This window comes from Pseudomonas sp. 24 E 13 (assembly GCF_900004715.1).
In the GTDB taxonomy this organism is placed as follows: Bacteria; Pseudomonadota; Gammaproteobacteria; order Pseudomonadales; family Pseudomonadaceae; genus Aquipseudomonas; species Aquipseudomonas orientalis_A.
On the sequence record NZ_CVTO01000108.1, the window covers coordinates 4,481 to 22,172 of the forward strand.

The 17,692-nt window shown below is 55.1% G+C and carries 10 protein-coding genes and 1 pseudogene; 4 read left to right on the forward strand and 7 right to left on the reverse strand.

What is annotated here, in order from left to right; all coding sequences use genetic code 11:
* Positions 1-119 precede the first annotated feature (119 nt).
* Positions 120-929 (reverse strand): AraC family transcriptional regulator, encoded by an 810-nt coding sequence (locus tag BFP90_RS10370; RefSeq protein WP_065891750.1) that lies wholly within the window; start codon positions 927-929, stop codon positions 120-122.
* A gap of 137 nt (positions 930-1,066) precedes the next feature.
* Between BFP90_RS10370 and BFP90_RS10375 the strand changes: the two genes are divergently transcribed.
* Positions 1,067-1,705 carry a LysE family translocator gene (locus BFP90_RS10375; protein ID WP_065896597.1) on the forward strand — a complete coding sequence of 213 codons (639 nt, stop codon included), beginning with the start codon at positions 1,067-1,069 and terminating at the stop codon, positions 1,703-1,705.
* 63 nt (positions 1,706-1,768) lie between these two features.
* Here the strand turns inward: BFP90_RS10375 and ggt are convergent, their stop codons facing one another.
* Complete coding sequence (ggt, locus tag BFP90_RS10380; protein WP_065896598.1) at positions 1,769-3,598, reverse strand: gamma-glutamyltransferase; 1,830 nt, start codon at positions 3,596-3,598, stop codon at positions 1,769-1,771.
* Between the two features lie 280 nt (positions 3,599-3,878).
* Here ggt and BFP90_RS10385 point away from each other — a divergent pair, with 280 nt between their 5' ends.
* Positions 3,879-8,054: an AvrE-family type 3 secretion system effector gene (locus tag BFP90_RS10385; RefSeq protein ID WP_065896599.1), complete on the forward strand. Its 4,176-nt coding sequence runs from the start codon at positions 3,879-3,881 to the stop codon at positions 8,052-8,054.
* 46 nt (positions 8,055-8,100) lie between these two features.
* Here BFP90_RS10385 and BFP90_RS10390 read toward each other — a convergent pair whose 3' ends face one another.
* A complete protein-coding gene (locus tag BFP90_RS10390) occupies positions 8,101-8,880 on the reverse strand; it encodes a PhzF family phenazine biosynthesis protein (RefSeq protein ID WP_065896600.1) in 780 nt (259 codons plus the stop codon).
* A 345-nt stretch (positions 8,881-9,225) separates the two neighbouring features.
* Entirely contained in the window at positions 9,226-9,447 is a 222-nt protein-coding gene (locus BFP90_RS10395; protein ID WP_065896601.1) for a hypothetical protein, read from the reverse strand.
* A gap of 2,208 nt (positions 9,448-11,655) precedes the next feature.
* Here BFP90_RS10395 and BFP90_RS27270 point away from each other — a divergent pair.
* Positions 11,656-13,053 (forward strand): AlbA family DNA-binding domain-containing protein, encoded by a 1,398-nt coding sequence (locus BFP90_RS27270; protein ID WP_083203209.1) that lies wholly within the window; start codon positions 11,656-11,658, stop codon positions 13,051-13,053.
* 426 nt (positions 13,054-13,479) lie between these two features.
* Complete coding sequence (locus BFP90_RS10400; RefSeq protein ID WP_065896602.1) at positions 13,480-15,696, forward strand: hypothetical protein; 2,217 nt, start codon at positions 13,480-13,482, stop codon at positions 15,694-15,696.
* A gap of 258 nt (positions 15,697-15,954) precedes the next feature.
* Here BFP90_RS10400 and BFP90_RS10405 read toward each other — a convergent pair whose 3' ends face one another.
* The 3 genes and pseudogenes from BFP90_RS10405 to BFP90_RS10415 all read right to left on the reverse strand — a co-directional run.
* Positions 15,955-16,164, reverse strand: coding sequence for a hypothetical protein (locus tag BFP90_RS10405; protein WP_065896603.1), 210 nt, complete (start codon positions 16,162-16,164; stop codon positions 15,955-15,957).
* 63 nt (positions 16,165-16,227) lie between these two features.
* Positions 16,228-17,070 carry a chromosome segregation protein SMC gene (locus BFP90_RS10410; RefSeq protein ID WP_065896604.1) on the reverse strand — a complete coding sequence of 281 codons (843 nt, stop codon included), beginning with the start codon at positions 17,068-17,070 and terminating at the stop codon, positions 16,228-16,230.
* A 98-nt stretch (positions 17,071-17,168) separates the two neighbouring features.
* Positions 17,169-17,692, reverse strand: a pseudogene (locus BFP90_RS10415) (DNA/RNA helicase, superfamily II protein); the annotation flags it as partial.

The following is a 17,692-nucleotide window of genomic DNA, read 5'->3' on the forward strand; positions in this document are numbered from 1 at the left end:
TGTAGGAGCGAGCTTGCTCGCGAAAAACTCACAGGCACCGCGTTCATTCAGGAAGCACGCGTTATCGTTGGCGTTTTTCGCGAGCAAGCTCGCTCCTACAAAAAGCATCAGGTCTTGAGTCAGCGTCCGAGCATCTTTACCCAGCGCGACGGTGGCATGCCGTAGGTGCTGCGAAATTGCCGGGTCATGTGGCTCTGGTCGGTGAAGCCGGCGCTCATCGCGGCATCCACCAGGGACACGCCCTGGGCCAGCAATTGGCGCACCAGGTCCAGCCGGCGCATGGTCAGGTAGCGGTAGGGGCTGGTGCCGAACAGCAAGCGAAAATCCCGCGACAACGCCCAGCGGTCGCGCCCGGCGTGATCAGCGATTTCATCCAGGGTGATGCTGCGGCCCAGGGCGCTGTGGATAAATTCCCGGGCGCGCTCGGCGGCGATGTAATCAAAGGATTTGCGGTGGGTGATGACGCCGGACGCAGCGCTGAGCGTATGGGCCAGGTCGAACATGGCGTCCTGCTCCTGCATCGGGTCGATCGGGCAATCCAGGCTTTGCAGCAATACCTCGCTGGCGCGGTGCAGCCGCGGGTCGGTGGACACGCCGCCGGGTATGAAGGGCAGCGGCTTGCCGCCGAGGATCTGCTGGATCAGCGCCGGTTCCACGTAGATCATCCGGTACTTGAAACCCTCATCGCTGCCCGCGCGGCCGTCATGGACTTCATCGGGGTGAATCACCATGGTGGTGCCGGGCAAACTGTGGGTCATGCCGCCGCGATAGTGGAAACTCTGCACACCGAACAGCGTACGCCCGATGGCGTAGGTGTCATGGCGATGAGGGTCGAACGCGAAGCCGGCAAAGTAGGCTTCGATACGGTCCAGGCCACTGGCGTGCGGCGCGCGGTGCAGCCAGTCCAGCGTGTGGGTAGGGTTGCCCATGGTGACTGTCACAAAAGGAGGTGGAAACACGTTAGCCGAGTCTGCGCCCCTTGTCTGCCGGGGTCTTGTACGATTGTGCAGTTGTTCGGCCAGGCCTATGATCCAGGCTGCGTATTGCCTTGAAGGAGCTGGCCGCGATGGAACTGTTCAACCCCGCGTATGTGGCGCCGCTGGTCTCGTTGGCCCTGCTGTGGACGGTGGCCGTGGTCACGCCCGGGCCCAACTTCTTCAACACCGCCCAATTGGCCGCCAGCTGTTCGCGCCGACATGGTGTAGTGGCTTCGGCGGGCGTGGCCACCGGTACGATCCTGTGGGGGTTGGCGGGTGGGCTGGGGATCAAGTCGCTGTTTACGGCCGCGCCTATGTTGTACCTGGCGTTCAAGATCATCGGTGGCTGCTATTTGATTTATCTGGGGCTGAAACTGTTCAAGCGCTCGGCAACCAGCATGGGCCAGAGCCCGCTGCCGGACGCGGCGCGGCGCTCGTTGTTTTCCGCCTGGCGTCTGGGGCTGTTGGGTAACCTGTCCAACCCCAAGGCGGCGCTGTTCGTCGCCACTATCTTCGCATCCACCATGCCGCCGTCGCCTTCGCCGGTGTTGCTGACGTTGGCGGTGATCGTCATGGCGACCTTGTCGTTCAGTTGGTACACCAGTGTGGCACTGCTGTTTTCCAGCGAACGCATGGCCACTCTTTACAGCCGTTCGCGGAAATGGCTCGATCGTTTTGCCGGGGGATGCTACGTCTTGTTCGGTTCACATCTGATCGCGAATCGCTGACCGTCCGTTACGGGGCTTAAATGGGGGGTGAGGGAGCAAGCGCCCTCGCCACCCTAGGTTGAATCAGTCGCCCAACGCTTCGCCTTCACGGCGCGGGTCTGCACCACCGCTCAATGACACCTGACCCTGGGCATCACGCGTGCGAACGATCGCCTGGACGCCGCTGGTCATGTCAATTTCGCTCAGCTCATGACCTTTGCTCTTCAAGGCCTGCTTCACGCCCGGGCTGAACAGCCCGGCCTCCAGCTCGGTTGCGCCATTGCGGCTGCCGAAGTTCGGCAGGCTGATAGCGGCCTGTGGGTCGAGTTTCCAGTCCAGCATCGCGACCAGTGTTTTGCTCACGTACTCGATGATCTGCGAGCCCCCCGGCGAACCGACGGTGGCCAGCAACTCACCGCTCTGACGGTCGAATACCAGGGTCGGCGCCATGGCCGAACGCGGGCGTTTGCCGGGTTGCACGCGGTTGGCGACGGGTTGGCCGTTTTCTTCGGGAATGAACGAGAAGTCGGTCATCTGATTATTGAGCAAAAAGCCCTGGACCATGACATGGGAGCCGAACGCCGCCTCGACCGTGGTGGTCATCGACACGGCGCCGCCCTGGTCATCCACGGCCACCACTTGCGAGGTGGAAATGCGCAGGGGCGAACGGTCCGGCGCGTAAGCCACCTGCAGGCCTGCCGGTTGACCCGGCGTGGCGATGCCCATGCTGCGTTCACCGATCAGTGCGGCGCGCCGGGCCAGATAGTCTGGCGCAACGAGGCCGGCAACCGGCACCGGGGTGAAGTCCGCATCAGCCACGTACAGCGCCCGGTCGGCGAACGCCAGGCGCCCGGCTTCGGCGATCAGATGCACGGCCTCGGGCGTAGGTTCAAGCCCGGCGGGCGAGGGGCTCTTGAGCGGCGTCATCGGCGCGATGGCCAGGCGCGGATCGCGCGTTTGCAGCGCCTGCAATGTGCCGAGGATTTGCGCAACAGCGATCCCGCCCGACGAAGGCGGCGGCATGCCGCACACCTTCCATTGTTTGTAATCGGTGCACAACGGCGTGCGCTCCTTGGCGGCGTAGCCTTGAAGGTCCGCCTGGGTCAAGCTGCCGGCATTGCGATTGCCCTGCACCTTGCGGGCGATTTCATCGGCAATCGGGCCGTGATACAGCGCGTCGGGGCCCTCCTTGGCGATACGTTTGAACACCTTCGCCAGTGCCGGGTTCTTCAACAATGTACCGGTAGCTTTTGGCGACCCGTCGGCATTCAGAAAGTAAGCGGCCATGTCCGGCGATTGCGCAATAAAGCGGTCGGCGGCAATCAAGCTGTGCAGGCGCGGGGAGATCGCGAAACCCTGTTCGGACAGACGAATCGCCGGTTCGAACAGCTTGGACCATGGCAGGCGGCCGCTCTTGCTGTGGGCCATTTCCAGTGCCCGCAACACCCCCGGCGTGCCCACCGAACGCCCGCCAATCTGCGCATCGGTGAACGCCATGGGCGTACCGTCGGCGTTCAGAAACAACCGCTCTGTCGCGCCGGCCGGGGCGGTTTCACGGCCGTCGTAGGCTCGCAGGTTTTTGCCATCCCACAGCATGATGAATGCGCCGCCGCCGATGCCGGACGATTGCGGTTCCACCAGCGTCAGCACCGCTTGCATGGCGATCGCGGCGTCAATGGCCGAACCGCCCTGGCGCAACATGTCGCGTCCGGCTTCGGCGGCGAGCGGGTTGGCGGCGGCAGCCATATGGCGCGCGGCGTGACGCGTGACGAGATCGGCGCGATAGCCCGAACCCAGCTCCGGTGCGGGGGGGTGTTCATTGATCGTGGTGTGGCAGCCAGCCAGGGCGAGCGTGATGGCAACGGTTGATAGTTGACGGCGGGAAATAAAAAGCACGCGTTGAACTCCGTTCATTTTGAGAATGATCTGGTCTTCCTGTCAGCAGACTTTAGCGCAGTAGAGACGGGGACAGGGCTGGGTTTATGGCGCCACGCTGGAACCAAAACGAGGCAAATGCTCACTCGGTAACAGTATTTATCTATTTCTGGAGCCTGCTATGCACAGAAGATTAGAGGGGCTGCCTCACGCAAAACTTGACGGTATCGAGCATGCTCACGCCGTTAATGCATCTTCCAGCTCGGCCACAGAGCCTGTCCAGCCGCTGCCCTCTTATCAATCGTTGAACCCCGCTTCAATGCTGTTCGATATCCGCCTCAAAGGCGGGCGGCTGGAACCTGATACGACCCTCGCGGGACGTGATATCGCCCGCCATCTCAATGCGCCAGACAAGCATTATGTGGCCGATGGCGCCTCGGTTGCCGGCACCTTGCGTTTCAGGGATGAGCGAGATTACCTGTTTCATATTCAGCCCACCCCTGCTGTTGCGGCGGTCTTCAGAAGCAGCCTGCCCGAAACCGATGGCGACGCAGGTTGCGTATCGCCATTGAGCCCCGGTCGCGGGCACTTGGGAAGCGTCAGCGGAGTGCAGACGAGCGCCGACGGCAAGCAATTTCGGTTGGACCAGGGACGCCTGTATCGCTTCGAACCCCTTGCCCTGTCCTGGCTACCCGACGCCGACAACCGGACCTACAGCCGTATCGGGCTGACCCGTGAGGGGCAACTGTTGAAGACCCCTCGGGAGGCACTGGACAGCAGCGCGCAGGGGCGGACCTCGGCGGTGTTGAGCCAGGCTCAGGGCGTATCGGTGGTGCAGATTCAAGGTGCCGACGCGGCGGTTGTACGTCCGCTCGATGAGCGCGGCGCGCCTGTGCAACTCAGCCGAATCGGCTTGTCTGGCAGTACGCTGTACGGCGCCACGGCTGACGGTGAACTGCTGCGCGCGGACCTGCGGCTGGCGCGGGACGGCACGTTGCCGATGGTTGCGCAATCGCTCGTACCGCTGGAGCAAGCGCTGAAGGGCGCGGTACGCGTCGAGGGGTTCTTCCATGATGACGCCGGGCAGCTCAATGCCCAGGCTCGTGATGCCCGGCAGCAATTGCACAGCGTGCCTTTGGAGAGGGCTGGCGGACTGCGCCCGGCGTGGAACCTCAGCGACGTGCTGGTCAAGGGCATCGAGAAAGGCCTGCCGTTGCCCAGCCAGCAGGCACTGACCACAGCCGTCGATCTCGGGCTGCGCGGCAAGGTGGCGTTTGATTCAGGCACATTGCTGAGCTGGGATGCGGCAGCGCAACGTTGGGACAAATGCGCACAAGAGGGCGTGTCCCATCTGGAGCGGGGCCTGGATGGACGCGCCTATGTGCTGCAAGCAGGGCAACTCAAAGCGGTGACTGTCACAAAGGTGCGTGACCCGGTCTTCGAGGGCGCCAGTCATGAATTGAGTGCACTGCCCAAGCCTCGTCCCCAGGTGTCACTTGAGGAAGTGCTTGCGGGCGATATTCAGCGTCCGCTCACAGGCTTCGCGGTAGCCGACGGCCGCAACTTTGTAAGCGTCGATAAAGACCATCAGCTCCAGGCCTGTGTGGACGGGGCAGTCGGCCCGTTGCGGCCTTCACCGGCGCTCGCCATCAAAACACTGGCGCTGGATCATGAAGCGAATCTTTATGCACACACTCAGAGGGGCGAATTATTCAAGCTTGATCGCCACGCCTGGCAAGGCCGCGAGGGTGCCGCGCCGCGCTGGAGCAAGGTTGAACTGCCGCAGGGTCAGTCTTTGGAGTCCCTGCGGATGGGGGCTGACAAACACTTGATTGGCGGCTGGGACAAGCAATTTCATCGATTGGACAACGCAGACCCAGGCGCAATGACATGGGGGCCAGTGCAAGCGGCGGTGCCGGAGGCTTCATTGGCCGATACGTTAGCGGCCGGCCAGATGCGCACGCCTGTGTCAGGGGGCGCGCTGACGGCCAGCAGTAATGTGCTTGGGCAAACACGCGAAGGGATACCCACCAAGCGCCATTTTTTCCAGGGGATCAAGGCGCACTTCCATCCTTTGCAGGCGCTGGGTGAGAAAGGCCGGTCCATTGCGCATCACATGCAGGGTCGCCGGGGATTGGAGAGCGTATACGCCGACGACAAGCGCCTGCACCAACAGCTCGAGTCGCTCTCCAGGAGCAAGCCGGTTGGCGCCGGCCTGAGCACTCGCCTTGCGGCCCTGAGCGAGCCCGGGCCGCGACAGGCACTGGCCGGGCAGCTCAGCCAGGCGCTGCTCAAGGTCGAAAAAAGCAGCCAGGCGTGCGCCCGCCTGTTAGGCGACCTGCATGGGCTGACAGTTGACTCACAGCCCAGGCTCAGCCGCACGGTGGTGAGCGCCGAGTCGACGCTGCACCGCTTGTTTGAAGCGTTCAAGCGGGTCGAACCTTCATCACAAAAGCCCACCGCCGCGCTGCTGGCCAACTTCGAAGGGCAGGGCTTGAGGTTGCCCGAGTGGAAGCCGGAGCGTCAGCGAGATCTCAGTCATCCTTCGGCGCTCGTCGAGGGTGATTTGATTCACCATGCCCGCACACTTGAACAGTTGGCCGGGATGGTTGAGGCACTGAGCAGCACGTCCGGCCATAGCCCGAGCGCCTTGAAAAGAATCGAGGCGTCGCTTCAGGCGGTGATTAAAGGCTTTGAAGAGGGCCCGGTGCACAAATTGTCCAGCCAGCAGATTGTCAGCTACGACCAGGCCGAATCGCTGTATGACAACTTCAAACTGCTGGCCAAGGATCTTGGCACTCCAGGGTCTGCCTTGCATTGGCACCTGTCGGGGCTGCTGGGATTGCCCGCCGATGCGTCCATACAGGACGCCATGACGCAGCAAGTGCGGCAACTGCAAAGTGGTCAGACCCTCAGCCCCAGTCGAACCCAGGGCCAGGCGCTGGGTGTGATAGTGACCGGCGTAAAACCGGTGGCGCCGTTGGAGTTTTTCCTGGAGGCCTCGAAGTCCCATACCCATGGTGTGAGCATCAGTCGTACCGACCAGGGTGCACACGTTGAGATCAGCACCGACGACAAGCGGCGCATGACCGGCTCCGTGGGGCTGGGGGTGACGTTAGGCCAGGGCGGTGGCGCCGTGGGGCCTGGTCTGAGGGTGGCGGGTGAGTTGTTGGCGAGCGTTGAGAAAAGCAGGGAGACGAGCATTGGTTTCGACGTGAGGGAGGCTGACTTCGGCAAGATGATGTCGATCCTGACGGGGCAGTCCGGAGGGTTCCAGGACTTGTTGGCGTTGGGCAAGGAACACGCGTCTGGAGAAGGTTCCAAGGTCAGCGCTGATCTGAGTCTGGATGGGCTTGCCCAACTGCGGCTGATGTACAGCCCCCAGGAAAATATTGCCGAGTTCGACTCGGTGATACGCGCCGGTATCGGCGGGGTGGGCCACCTCAACCTGGTACACGCGGATGCGAGCCGGTCCGGCGTACGTTCAGCGACGGACACCCACCGTCACGAAGGGCGCAACGCGCAATGGCTGAGGGAGGCTGAAGCAGGGGCCAACTTCGCACCGGTCAACGCGCTGGCGCTGGGCAGAGGTGAAGCGGGCGGGCCGACGGCTATCGCCTTTGCCTTGCCGGAAGTGTCGGCCAGGGTGAAATTCGACCGTGGGCAATCCCGGGCCGTCGATTTGTCCTTCAAGCCTGCGCAACCGGTAACGCAGGCTCAGATCGAGGATATCCACAAGCGTCTGTCGCAGTACTCACCGCAGTTCAGGCAGGACCTGGCCGTCATGGCACCGTCGGCTGACCCGCAGGAGCAGTTGGCAATGTTGCAGCGCTTCATGGCGGCGCATCCTCCTTCAGCGACAAAGCTGGATGACTACCACGCCATCGGCCAGTCGCTGGAAAAATGCATGACCCAGCACACCCTGATGAAAGCCGGTTTGCGTCAGCTGGCGTCGGTCGAATCCAGCGTGACAAGGGTGGGGCTGCAGGACAACGGGCGATTTGCCTGGCTGGACGATGTCGCGCCGGGCAACAAGGCCGCCATCGTGCAGTGGCTCGGGGAGGACCCGCAGTTCGCGCGGATCATCCAACAGCTGCAGCAGGGTGAAGGCACCTCTGTGACGCTCGGCATGGAACTCAAACCGCAGGTTCTGCGCACGATCGAGCGCCGTCACCTGGCGGGCGAAAGCACCGAGCCGTTGATCAAGCGAGCGCTGAAAGATCCCAACAACCTGCGTGTGAAAAGCATGAGCATGAACTACACCGCGACCCAGACCCATGGCATGTCATTACCGGCCCTGACCACGCTCAGTTTTTTCAGCAGCGCGTCGCTCAGTCACACGCAAAAGCACGTCAACGTCGACTTTGAATACGGAGCCAATGCGGACAAACCGTTGCGCATGAACCTCAACGATACGTTGAGCCCCCTGCCACGCCACGACCTGACCATCGACTTGGCGGACCAGCGTATAAGAACGCCGAATGTGGTGGCCTGAAGGCTGCCAGGATGAAAGCGGCTTGACGTAAGGCAAGCCGCCTCGTTCACAGATAAATCACACCCTGCATGTACAGCACGGCTTTACCGGAGATGATGACCCGGTCACCCTGCAGCTCGCAGCGCAATTGACCTTTGCGCGTGCCGCCTTGCTCGGCGGTCAATTGCGATTTGCCCAGGCGCTCGGCCCAGAACGGTGCCAGCGACGTATGCGCGGAGCCTGTGACCGGGTCTTCATTGACCCCCACATTCGGGCCGAACCAGCGCGAAACAAAGTCAAAGCGCGTGCTCCTGGCAGTGACGGCAATCCCGCGTTTGGGCAGGCCCTTGAGCCTTGCGAAATCCGGCGCGAGTGCGGCCACTTGTGCTTCATCTTCCACCAGCACGATATAGTCATCGGTGCCGAACACCTCGGCGTTTTCGATCCCCAATGCACTTAGCATTCCGCTTGGCGGCTCGCAGCGTTCCGGTTGCCTGGCCGGGAAGTCCATGGCCAGTTCATCGCCGTTGCGCGTCACCCGCAGCTCGCCGCTGCGCGTGGCGAAGCGCAACACGGCGGGCGCGTCCGGCAACTTGTGAATCAGCACCCACGCCGCTGCCAGGGTGGCGTGACCACACAGGTCCACTTCGACCTCCGGGGTAAACCAGCGCAGTTCATAAAGGTCACCACGGGGTACGAAGAACGCGGTTTCCGACAGATTGTTTTCAGCGGCGATGTGTTGCAGTTGCTCGTCCGTCAGCCACTCGGTGAGCGGGCATACCGCTGCGGGATTGCCGCCGAAGGCGTGCTGGCTGAAGGCGTCGACTTGGTAGATGTCCAGTTGCATCGGGAGCGCTCCGTGGTGGGGGAGGCTGGACACTAACAGCGGCTCCTGGGGGCGTCAAAATACAGATGGGAAGTATTTTTGAGCGTAAGCACCTTGGCGAGACTTTCCTGCGGGCATAAAAAAACGGCCTACCTTTCGGTAAGCCGTTTTTAGTACTTGGTGGTACACAGTCATTTGAACTGATCTTGTAGTGCTATGTATTTAAAGGGTTTTGTGCTTAGGTTGTCAGTTAGGCATACATGTGGGCATACACGCTGCTTGCTTATGCCTGCAGATCTAGTGGTATTCCCGCTAGGTAAAGCACCACCAGTTGGTAGGTGATGTGTAGCCATTTCGGCCAGGTAGTCACTTGTTTGTCCGACCTTCTGCCGACAGTGAGGCGAGGGCAAGGGCGATGAATCCTGCATTTCCATCCAGGGTTTCTAGTGCCCCTCGGATGTTCTGTGCCACTTCTGTGGATCCTCTTTGCTCAACCCAGTTTGATAGCTCCTCGATAGCTGCCCCCAGCGCCAGTTGGTTTTCATTCATGCGCTTGAGTAAGGACGCAAGCAAAGGGTTGTCTTCCATGATGCTCTCCCACCGTGTTGTCAGGTAGTCAATCTACCTCCAACCAGTGGCGTTGCATATCAGCTCTCCACACCACCTGGTGATCGGAAATCACGCTGGTCATCTTGATTCACGAGAGGCCAACAATGTGGTGTAGGGCCAATTTTGAATGGCTGTATTGAGAGTACATATCCGGCCCCCTCCAAAACTGGTGTAACCGGTGTTACGGGTGTAACGCCCGTCACCAAACGCCCGGTTTCATTGGCTTTCATGCCCGTTACACAGTTGAGCAACTTAGCGTACACCCGATGTAACGCTGCCCATGCGTGTAACGTCAAAGTCAGCATCCTCGGTTGTGGGCAGGCGCTTTGCGTTCCGGCCTAACAAGCGAATTTCGTCGGTTCCGCCTCTCGATGACAGGAAATCGCGCTGGGGACCCTGAGAGATTTCGCGTTACACGGGGCATGAAACCCGCGGGATCGAGTTAGTGGGAGGTGCCGGAAGTTACTGAAATTTCAATCGTTGAAATTGAAAGGATCGTGAAGAAAAAGGGCCATCGTTACAGCTTCGGTAAAGGTGGCTGTATCTGTTGCAGATAGTGAACATCTGCATGGCGTCAACCATGGTGATGGGTGTCAACCAACTTAAAAAATCCATCCGCTAACACGAACGCGCGGGTTCTATGCCCCGTGTCCGAAAAGCCCAGGGCCCCAGCGGCTTCTCGATTCATAGGGTAAATGCACTGGTGAACAGCAGTTCACCCGGTTCACCTGTTCACTAAGCTGGGCACGTTTCCTCTGACACGATCACGCGGGTTTCCTACCCCGTACCTTCAAGAAGGCTCCAGGGTCCCCATTATCGAACTAAAGCCAAGAAAATGGCCTACCTCGCTTCGCTGGAGGAGTAATAGTAATGGGGCTAGGGGATGCTCAAATAAAACGTGTTACGGCTGTTCCTCGTGTTGCATGATTCTGTAACTATATGATTTTAAATAACTTCTATGGCGTTACACATTTGTGAGCGATCTGCTGATAGGCGTGTTACATGGCAAATAGTTGTTACATCATTGAATGCTATGCGATGAGCGTTTTTTGATGATTAAGGCGACTTTCATCGGACTAGAGCCCTTCACTTAAAAGGGCCGCTACCGGCCCAGAGTGTGTAAAAACGCTTCGCTAAAATTGACTTGCACACGTCTAGGTTAAATCTGAAATTTATCGGCACGTTTGCAGAGGTGTATTTAGCGTAGAAACGCGATTTCCGCCCTGGTTTGGGCACCTGACGCGCTCATAGACGTTTTTGCACAGCCTCGGCCAATAGCAGACGTTCGATCTGGCACTATCACCATCGCGCAAAAGGTCATCCTGTCGAAACATCGCCTGATGTTACTAAAAAAGCTGACGCGTAGCCGCAATCGATCAATGCGGGATCTGCTGAGTGCTGAGATCACGAACCCGTTCAACACCATGGTCTACCTGTTCCGGATTTGGACGCCCCCGACACCGTCGAGTAGCCGCTAGCGGACGTGGTCGTGGACTTCTGGAGCGCGCTTCTGGGGCTCCAAGGGCATCGTGTACAACCACTCCAAGAATTCCCAGTTTATCGCGCTGAACATACCTCGACCTAGTCGAACTGTTTGATACCAGCCGCATTGAGTCGATCATTGGTACCGACCTCACCAATTCGCTAATGCGCTGCACCAAGCCACAGCTTTTTTGGGCAGAAAGCAGTGGACAGCATCGTCTGTAAAAACCACGACGAAATGCTGGGGCTTCAAGAAACCGGCGAAAATTAGCGGTCTATAATGCAGGATCGCCCTTACCGCCTCGGTACGCAGTTGGTGAGGGCATCACAACTCAGGGAAGGACGACCAATCATGAATGATCAAACTGCCCAAAACGTCGCTGATGCGCTAGAACGGCTCAAGTTGAACCAGGAAGCTTTAAGCGCAAGCATATAGAGGAACTCACAGTCTACCTACCGGCAACGAGCGCGACCGAACTGCACACCAATGGTGAGGGTGCACTAACCAATTTGGATACCAAAGCTCTAGAAACCAGCAGCGCAATTAGAGCTCTACGCGGTTACTGACGTATCCTCTGGAAAAACGGTGGAGCAGCGTCACGCTCTCGTCGGCGACCTTTTGAGCAAGAAAAGTTAAGTAAAAACTATTATCCCAGGCAATCCATAGTGCAGTAGAAAATCTTAAAGGAAAGAAGGATTTTATCTATGAACCAATACACACCTTTTGAAAAAGATATAGATAGCATAGTAGGCGACGACCTAGTTTCTCTTAAAACGGTTCCTGAAGGCTGGTACATTGAATACAAGCAGGAAGTTCCTAATGCACAATCTATCGCTAAATCGGTATCTGCTTTGGCTAACAGCTATGGCGGCTGGATATTCTATGGGATAAAAGAAGAATCAAAGGAAAATTCTGTCGCGGGCGAATTCATAGGCATTGAGAGCGACCAGATAGATGCAGCATTGCAAAAGATCAGGCAAGCAGTATCCTATTTGATCAGCCCGTCATGTCATTATTTAGCCAAAGCTATCCACGGACCTAACGAACTTTTAAATCTAGCTCCATCCCGAGCTATTATATGTGTTGTAGTGCCGCAAAGTATTGAAGCGCCGCATGTCCACAATAAGGGATCCATTTACCGCCGAATCGCTGATGGCTCCGAGCCAGTTCCGGAAACTGATCGCCACATGATCGAAAAAATGTTTCAACGATCAAAAGAAACCGTGGATCTTTACAAGAAATGGATTGATAAAGATCTTGAGCTTTCAGATAGCGAGTCAGATGCGCCACATCTTAGAATCCTAATTTCACCCAATCTTTGGCAAATACCGAGATCAGACTTTTCTATGAATGTAGACATAGCCAGGGAGGCACTGAACAATCGTGATGCCCGAATAAGCTCACTTCCATTCGAAACTATCTATTCAAGTTCTAAAGGAATTGTTGCTCGACAGTGTCTAAACAATGACCCCACCAAATCAAATCTCACATGGAACATTAATTACGACTTAAGCGGAGATGTCGTAATTCCACTTACATGGTGGAGCGGAACTCCATATTTTTTAAGTGGGGTGCTGTCACCATATAATTTTGGAAAGGATTACGTTGATTTGCTATTCAAGTCCAAACTAGATGAAGCTCATATAGTAGATCTGAATTTTGTTTTCAATGTTCTTATGGGAATAATAGAATCACAACGAGCACTCCAAGAAAAAGCCGGATGGTCTCTTGATTTTTATGTAAAAATTAAGCTTATAAATGTATGGAGAACGATACCGTTTTTGGATATCAAAGACTTCATTACTAACATAGAAAAAAATGGCATACCTGTATGTCTCACTTCAGAAAGTATTAGCCCGCCGGGATCTCATCCTGATACTTTCAAATACATTAAAAACTATGATAATCATGACTCAACTCGAATAAAAGTTGCTATACAAACCCTTGCTGCATTCATCCCCATAGCTGAAGCTTTTGGAATTCCCTTATCGCAAATGCTTCAAAAATCGTGGCGCGATACCTCAGATGATGAAGATAATGACCTTCTAACTGAGCTTACCTTCGCGGGTGTAAGAGCAGTTGAGATTTTGAATAAACGATAGCGCGTCGTTGAAAACAGTCGGCCATGGCTTTCACGGCAGAAAAGTACTCGCTCGAGATTAAATTCTTGGTCCGCCGTAGAGGTATTTTGAACCAGATTTCACGTATTCGCGTACGAAAAAGGCGTTTTCATAGACCAACGATCAGTCCATTTTGGCAAAACCGACTTTTTTTTACTCAATCAGCCAATACCGGACGTTCAATCTGGAAGTGAGTCGGTTTGACGTCGATCCCATCCAATTGAAAACGGTCAAGTCATCGGGCCTGCACGCGTCGTTATGTAGATGAAACGACTATCCAGCAAGGTTTGTGAGTTGAGCAAGGAGAGCTGAAAGTGATGTGCTACGGCTGTATAGCCGTAGCATGAACATCTCAGATACAATCAAACGATTTCATCATCGACACATCGCTCACTCAGAGGTAGCTTAATGGATAGTAAGCTTGCGCAAGCATTTACGTTGACCACGGAAGAACAAGGTCCTATGTTTGAGCGTTTTGCTAACGCTTTTCTGACTGATGACTATCCCGAACTTCAAGGGTTGGGAGCGAAAAAAGATGGTGGCATGGATGCGTATATCTATACAGAACAGGATACGATCGAGCTAGTTGTTCAAAGCTGTATTTCTCCGGCGGACAAAGCGAGAACAAAAGTCCTCGCGACAGTAGAGAAACTCATTCTTAATAATAGAGGGTTACCACACACCCTCGTCTACTGCACCACTGCAACGATCAGTACCAAGCTGGATGTAACCAAGAAAGAACTTAGGACCAAACATAAGATCATCTTGGATGTGCGTGATAAGGCTTGGTTTGTACAGCGATATAAAACAAGTGATCATAGGGTTAAGTTGGTCGACGGTTATTGTTCGATACTGCTTGCGCCGTTTTATGAGTCAGTCAAACCTGTTCACTTGTACAGCCAAGTCCTAAGCGAAATGGAGGAAAGAGTTGGGCTCCAGTATCTAGAAGCTAATAATCTCGATAGGTCGCGAGGCGGAAACCTTACTAAAGGTATCTTTGATGCCCTAATAGGGCATACTCTCCGCGACAGTAGTCCTCCAGATGTGGCGTATAGTTTAGAGGACATCGTTAAAAAAATTAGCGCTATGTTCCCGCCTAGTCACATGCCTAGAATCTGTGAGATAGTTAAGGGTCGAATCCAACATTTGTCTGCCAAAAGTATCATCCATCACGATATTCAAGCTGGTGGATATGTACTATCGTTTGAACATAAAAAAAGAATCGAAGAAAATTTCTTGGACTCACAAGATCGCGAGGTTTTTTTTCGCGCAACGATGAAAAGTGCAGTAGAATCGGCTTGTGAAAAATTTGAGATAGACTACGAGTTCTCAAGCGAGCATCTCGGCGAAATCGGCCACAAATGCATTCTATGGTATCTCAACGCTCAAGGTGTTGCTCTAAGTCGAGAGATAAACGGCACCGGAAATATATTAAATACTGAGCGTCTGCTGGATTTATATTTGGAAGCTTTCCCTATCCCGGATATTGCATTGCGTGACGCCGTTAAAGATCTGCTACCTCATGCGATGTTTGAGATTTTAAGATCCTCTAATGCAGAGATTCAAAGTTATATTAGGGCCAAATCTGACTTGTTCATAATTAATAGCTTCTTACAGGTCACGCCGGATGTTCAGGTCGCATGTAAAAAACTGTTAAGCGGAGATTTACTTTTCCTAGACACTACGATACTTGTTCGATGCGTTGCAGAATCGCTCCTATCGGCTGATAGCCGACCGATACTGCAAGCTTTGAGCTGTGCAAAACTTGCGGGATACAAACTTAGAACTTGGAGTCCTTATATTGATGAGCTTGTATCCCATATAAGAGGACCTGTAATGCTCGAGTGGGCAAATCACTACGCTGGCGAATCCCACGACACAATAATAAAAATGTTACGAACAGCATCTACATTAATTAATGTGTTTTACTTCGCGTCGATTCAAAAAAACACTACTTTCAATAAAGTCGCTGAAAGCATAATTGGCAAGACCAACTACAAAGAAAACATTGCCGAATATTTGTTAAAGGAGTTCGATATTCGAACTGAAAACATGCCTGCCAGCTCTGACTCTGCTATCGATAATGATGAGCGGGATCGTGTATTAACAGCTTGGCGAGATGGCAAGTTTAAACATCACAATATGCCAGATGAAAGGTTCGAGCAGTTAATTTTGAATGACGTAAATTGCTATCTTGAAATCATTAGGTTAAGGCGCTCTACTTCAAAATCTGGGCCGAATCATGGACAAAAAATTTGGTATCTAACACTGGATAGAATGCCGTGGCGTATTGCCCGGGTTGTTTCCCCTAACAGAGAAGCAGTTTATGATGTTGCAATGAGTCTCAGCTACCTTGTAAATTGTGTCGCAACATTAGCAAATGCAGGGCTTGCGTCCATCCCTGAGGATCTAATTCCAGCAACAACGATATTGGAAGAATCTGAAATGGTTCCCCATGATCTCCGAGCAATATACCTAGAAAGTTGGAATCCGCACGAAAAACAATATATTAGGGAACGTCGATTGCGTGACCAGATACATCAGCTTAAATCGAGTGAGGATCACGGCGGTGATATGTCGCCAATGCCTATAAAAATCGAGTTTTTACCTGACGAAGTGATTTGACTCGTTGCTCTAAGGAAGGCATATTTTTTCTGATTTTTTGAGTATAAGAACTGAACGTGTTGCATGTGTATGCGTTGGCTACTCAAGAAGTATAAGGCAGCCAGGTGGCACGGCTGTTCTTCAGTCGTGCAATTCAGAGTTTATAAAGCTAAGAGCGGGTAGCTGTAGCTATTGGCCGAAAGTGGTCCGCTATAGATCATAGTCTTTTTGTAACGGAGGGCTACCGAAGCGGAAGCTAGTTAAGCTTCCGCTTCTTCATCACCCGCTCTTTCTTTTGAGTTGGAGGTCAATGAAATCAAGCTCTGCCTTGATTGCATCAATCGTGAGCGTCTCAACTTTAGTTTCTTTGATTCCTCTTGCGTTGAGCTTTTTAATTCCGGCCATGCCGACAATTATTCCGTTCAAATGCAGCTTTCGGTTCTTTAGGTAATCCGGCATCTGAGCACTGTTCTGTAGTGGTTTATTCATGGTTAGACCGATGGTTGGCCCGAAGCAGCCGATCCTCGCTGGTTGCTTCGGGGAGGATTCAGGTTATGCTCCCAGCAGGTCAAGCAGGCTGTGTTGGTGTGAGCGGTCTGCAAGTTCTCGAGAGGTCCAGCTTCCGAAGTTTTCACCTTGCTCAGGGATTTCCAGCTTCAGCAGCGCAACCGGATCTCGATTAATCAGTCTTCGCGCAGCCCACAGTTTGCCGCCGGTCTCCAGAAGTGCTTGGGCGGCCTCATTCCACTTTTCTTCTAATACCGTGTTTGCCAGATGTGCTGCTTCTTTTTCAATCTTGGCATGTTCTTTTTGTGCCTCCGTAATGTGCAGATCAATCGTCACCAACTCCTGCTCCAGCGCCTTGATGAGCAGTTGTTGGCGGCGGTGATGCTCAACCGCCGCCGTGAGGTTTTTTGCTGCCTTTTGAGCTTCTGCGTTAGCGGTTTTCTCGCCCTCCACATCGCCCCATGCGACAGCCTGCGCATAAGCGGTGGCAGCGTCCGTTTCAGCTTGTCGTGCCTTTGCCATGTCTTCCTGATCGCTCTGGCGGACCTGCTGCAACCGGGTCTCGATGCTGCTTCGCTTTTCGTTGAGTTCCGTCTCGTCGGCTTTCCAGTTCGCCATATCGCTGAGATAGCCCGCAGCTAAGGTCTCACGGTTCGCCAATGTCTCAAGGCGATCAATTTTTTGATTCAGGTTGCGGATCTCAAGGCTTCGCGAGTCGATGCGTCTTTTGTGATCGTTGATTTCATCCTGCACTGCCCGTTGGCGCCCTTGCTGGATAACCTCTGGGCTTTCCAGCGCCTCTTCGAAGGGCGCCAGGTCGGCCTGAATGCTCTCCATTTCGAGGGTCAGTGTGTCGCGGCGGTCTTTCAGTTCTTGGATAGTGTTCATCTGTATTGTCTCTGTGTACTGCGGTTGATTGGGATGGTTGTCGAACGGCTGGCGAGGCCGGTAATCAGCCGGCGCTACCTCGATCAGCAGGCATGCCGTCAGGCAGCCACGGCCTCGCTCTCTTCCGTGCCCGGAATCGTCTTCACGATGTAGCAGCGTTGCTGACCCAGACCGGGTAACCGAACCAGACTTGACGCCTTGCCGTCGCTGGACGGTTCCAGCACGCCTCGTTGCAGCAGCTCCTTGTTCACTGCACTGATGTTCATGCCCTTGAAAATTTCGGCCCTCCAGGCTTCCGGCAGTACGTAGTAGGTGTTGGTGGTGTGCAGTGCATCGCCCATGCCGTGTTCCATCGTCTTGCGAAAGCCCAGTCGATCAATCGTGCGTGGGCCGTGCTCATCAATCTTGGCGGCGGCAGATTCCCAGCGGGTAAAGCGGCTTTCTCCGAACCGTTCGATGACCTGGTGTAAACGCGCCAAGATCGCATCTCCCTCAAAGTTTCCGGCGCCGCCGCGCTCAGCCAGCCATGCATGCAGGCAAACCCGTGCAGCAGTCGTGGCCGTGCCATCAGGCCAACCGGTGACGCCGAAGGCGGTGGCCAACTCTCCGGCCGCTGCTGCGA

Bases quoted from the DNA above. Each gene is read 5' to 3' on its own strand.
- BFP90_RS10370 (WP_065891750.1), bottom strand. From the start codon at position 929: ATGGGCAACCCTACCCACACGCTGGACTGGCTGCACCGCGCGCCGCAC.
- BFP90_RS10375 (WP_065896597.1), top strand. From the start codon at position 1,067: ATGGAACTGTTCAACCCCGCGTATGTGGCGCCGCTGGTCTCGTTGGCC.
- ggt (WP_065896598.1), bottom strand. From the start codon at position 3,598: ATGAACGGAGTTCAACGCGTGCTTTTTATTTCCCGCCGTCAACTATCA.
- BFP90_RS10385 (WP_065896599.1), top strand. From the start codon at position 3,879: ATGCTGTTCGATATCCGCCTCAAAGGCGGGCGGCTGGAACCTGATACG.
- BFP90_RS10390 (WP_065896600.1), bottom strand. From the start codon at position 8,880: ATGCAACTGGACATCTACCAAGTCGACGCCTTCAGCCAGCACGCCTTC.
- BFP90_RS10395 (WP_065896601.1), bottom strand. From the start codon at position 9,447: ATGGAAGACAACCCTTTGCTTGCGTCCTTACTCAAGCGCATGAATGAA.
- BFP90_RS27270 (WP_083203209.1), top strand. From the start codon at position 11,656: ATGAACCAATACACACCTTTTGAAAAAGATATAGATAGCATAGTAGGC.
- BFP90_RS10400 (WP_065896602.1), top strand. From the start codon at position 13,480: ATGGATAGTAAGCTTGCGCAAGCATTTACGTTGACCACGGAAGAACAA.
- BFP90_RS10405 (WP_065896603.1), bottom strand. From the start codon at position 16,164: ATGAATAAACCACTACAGAACAGTGCTCAGATGCCGGATTACCTAAAG.
- BFP90_RS10410 (WP_065896604.1), bottom strand. From the start codon at position 17,070: ATGAACACTATCCAAGAACTGAAAGACCGCCGCGACACACTGACCCTC.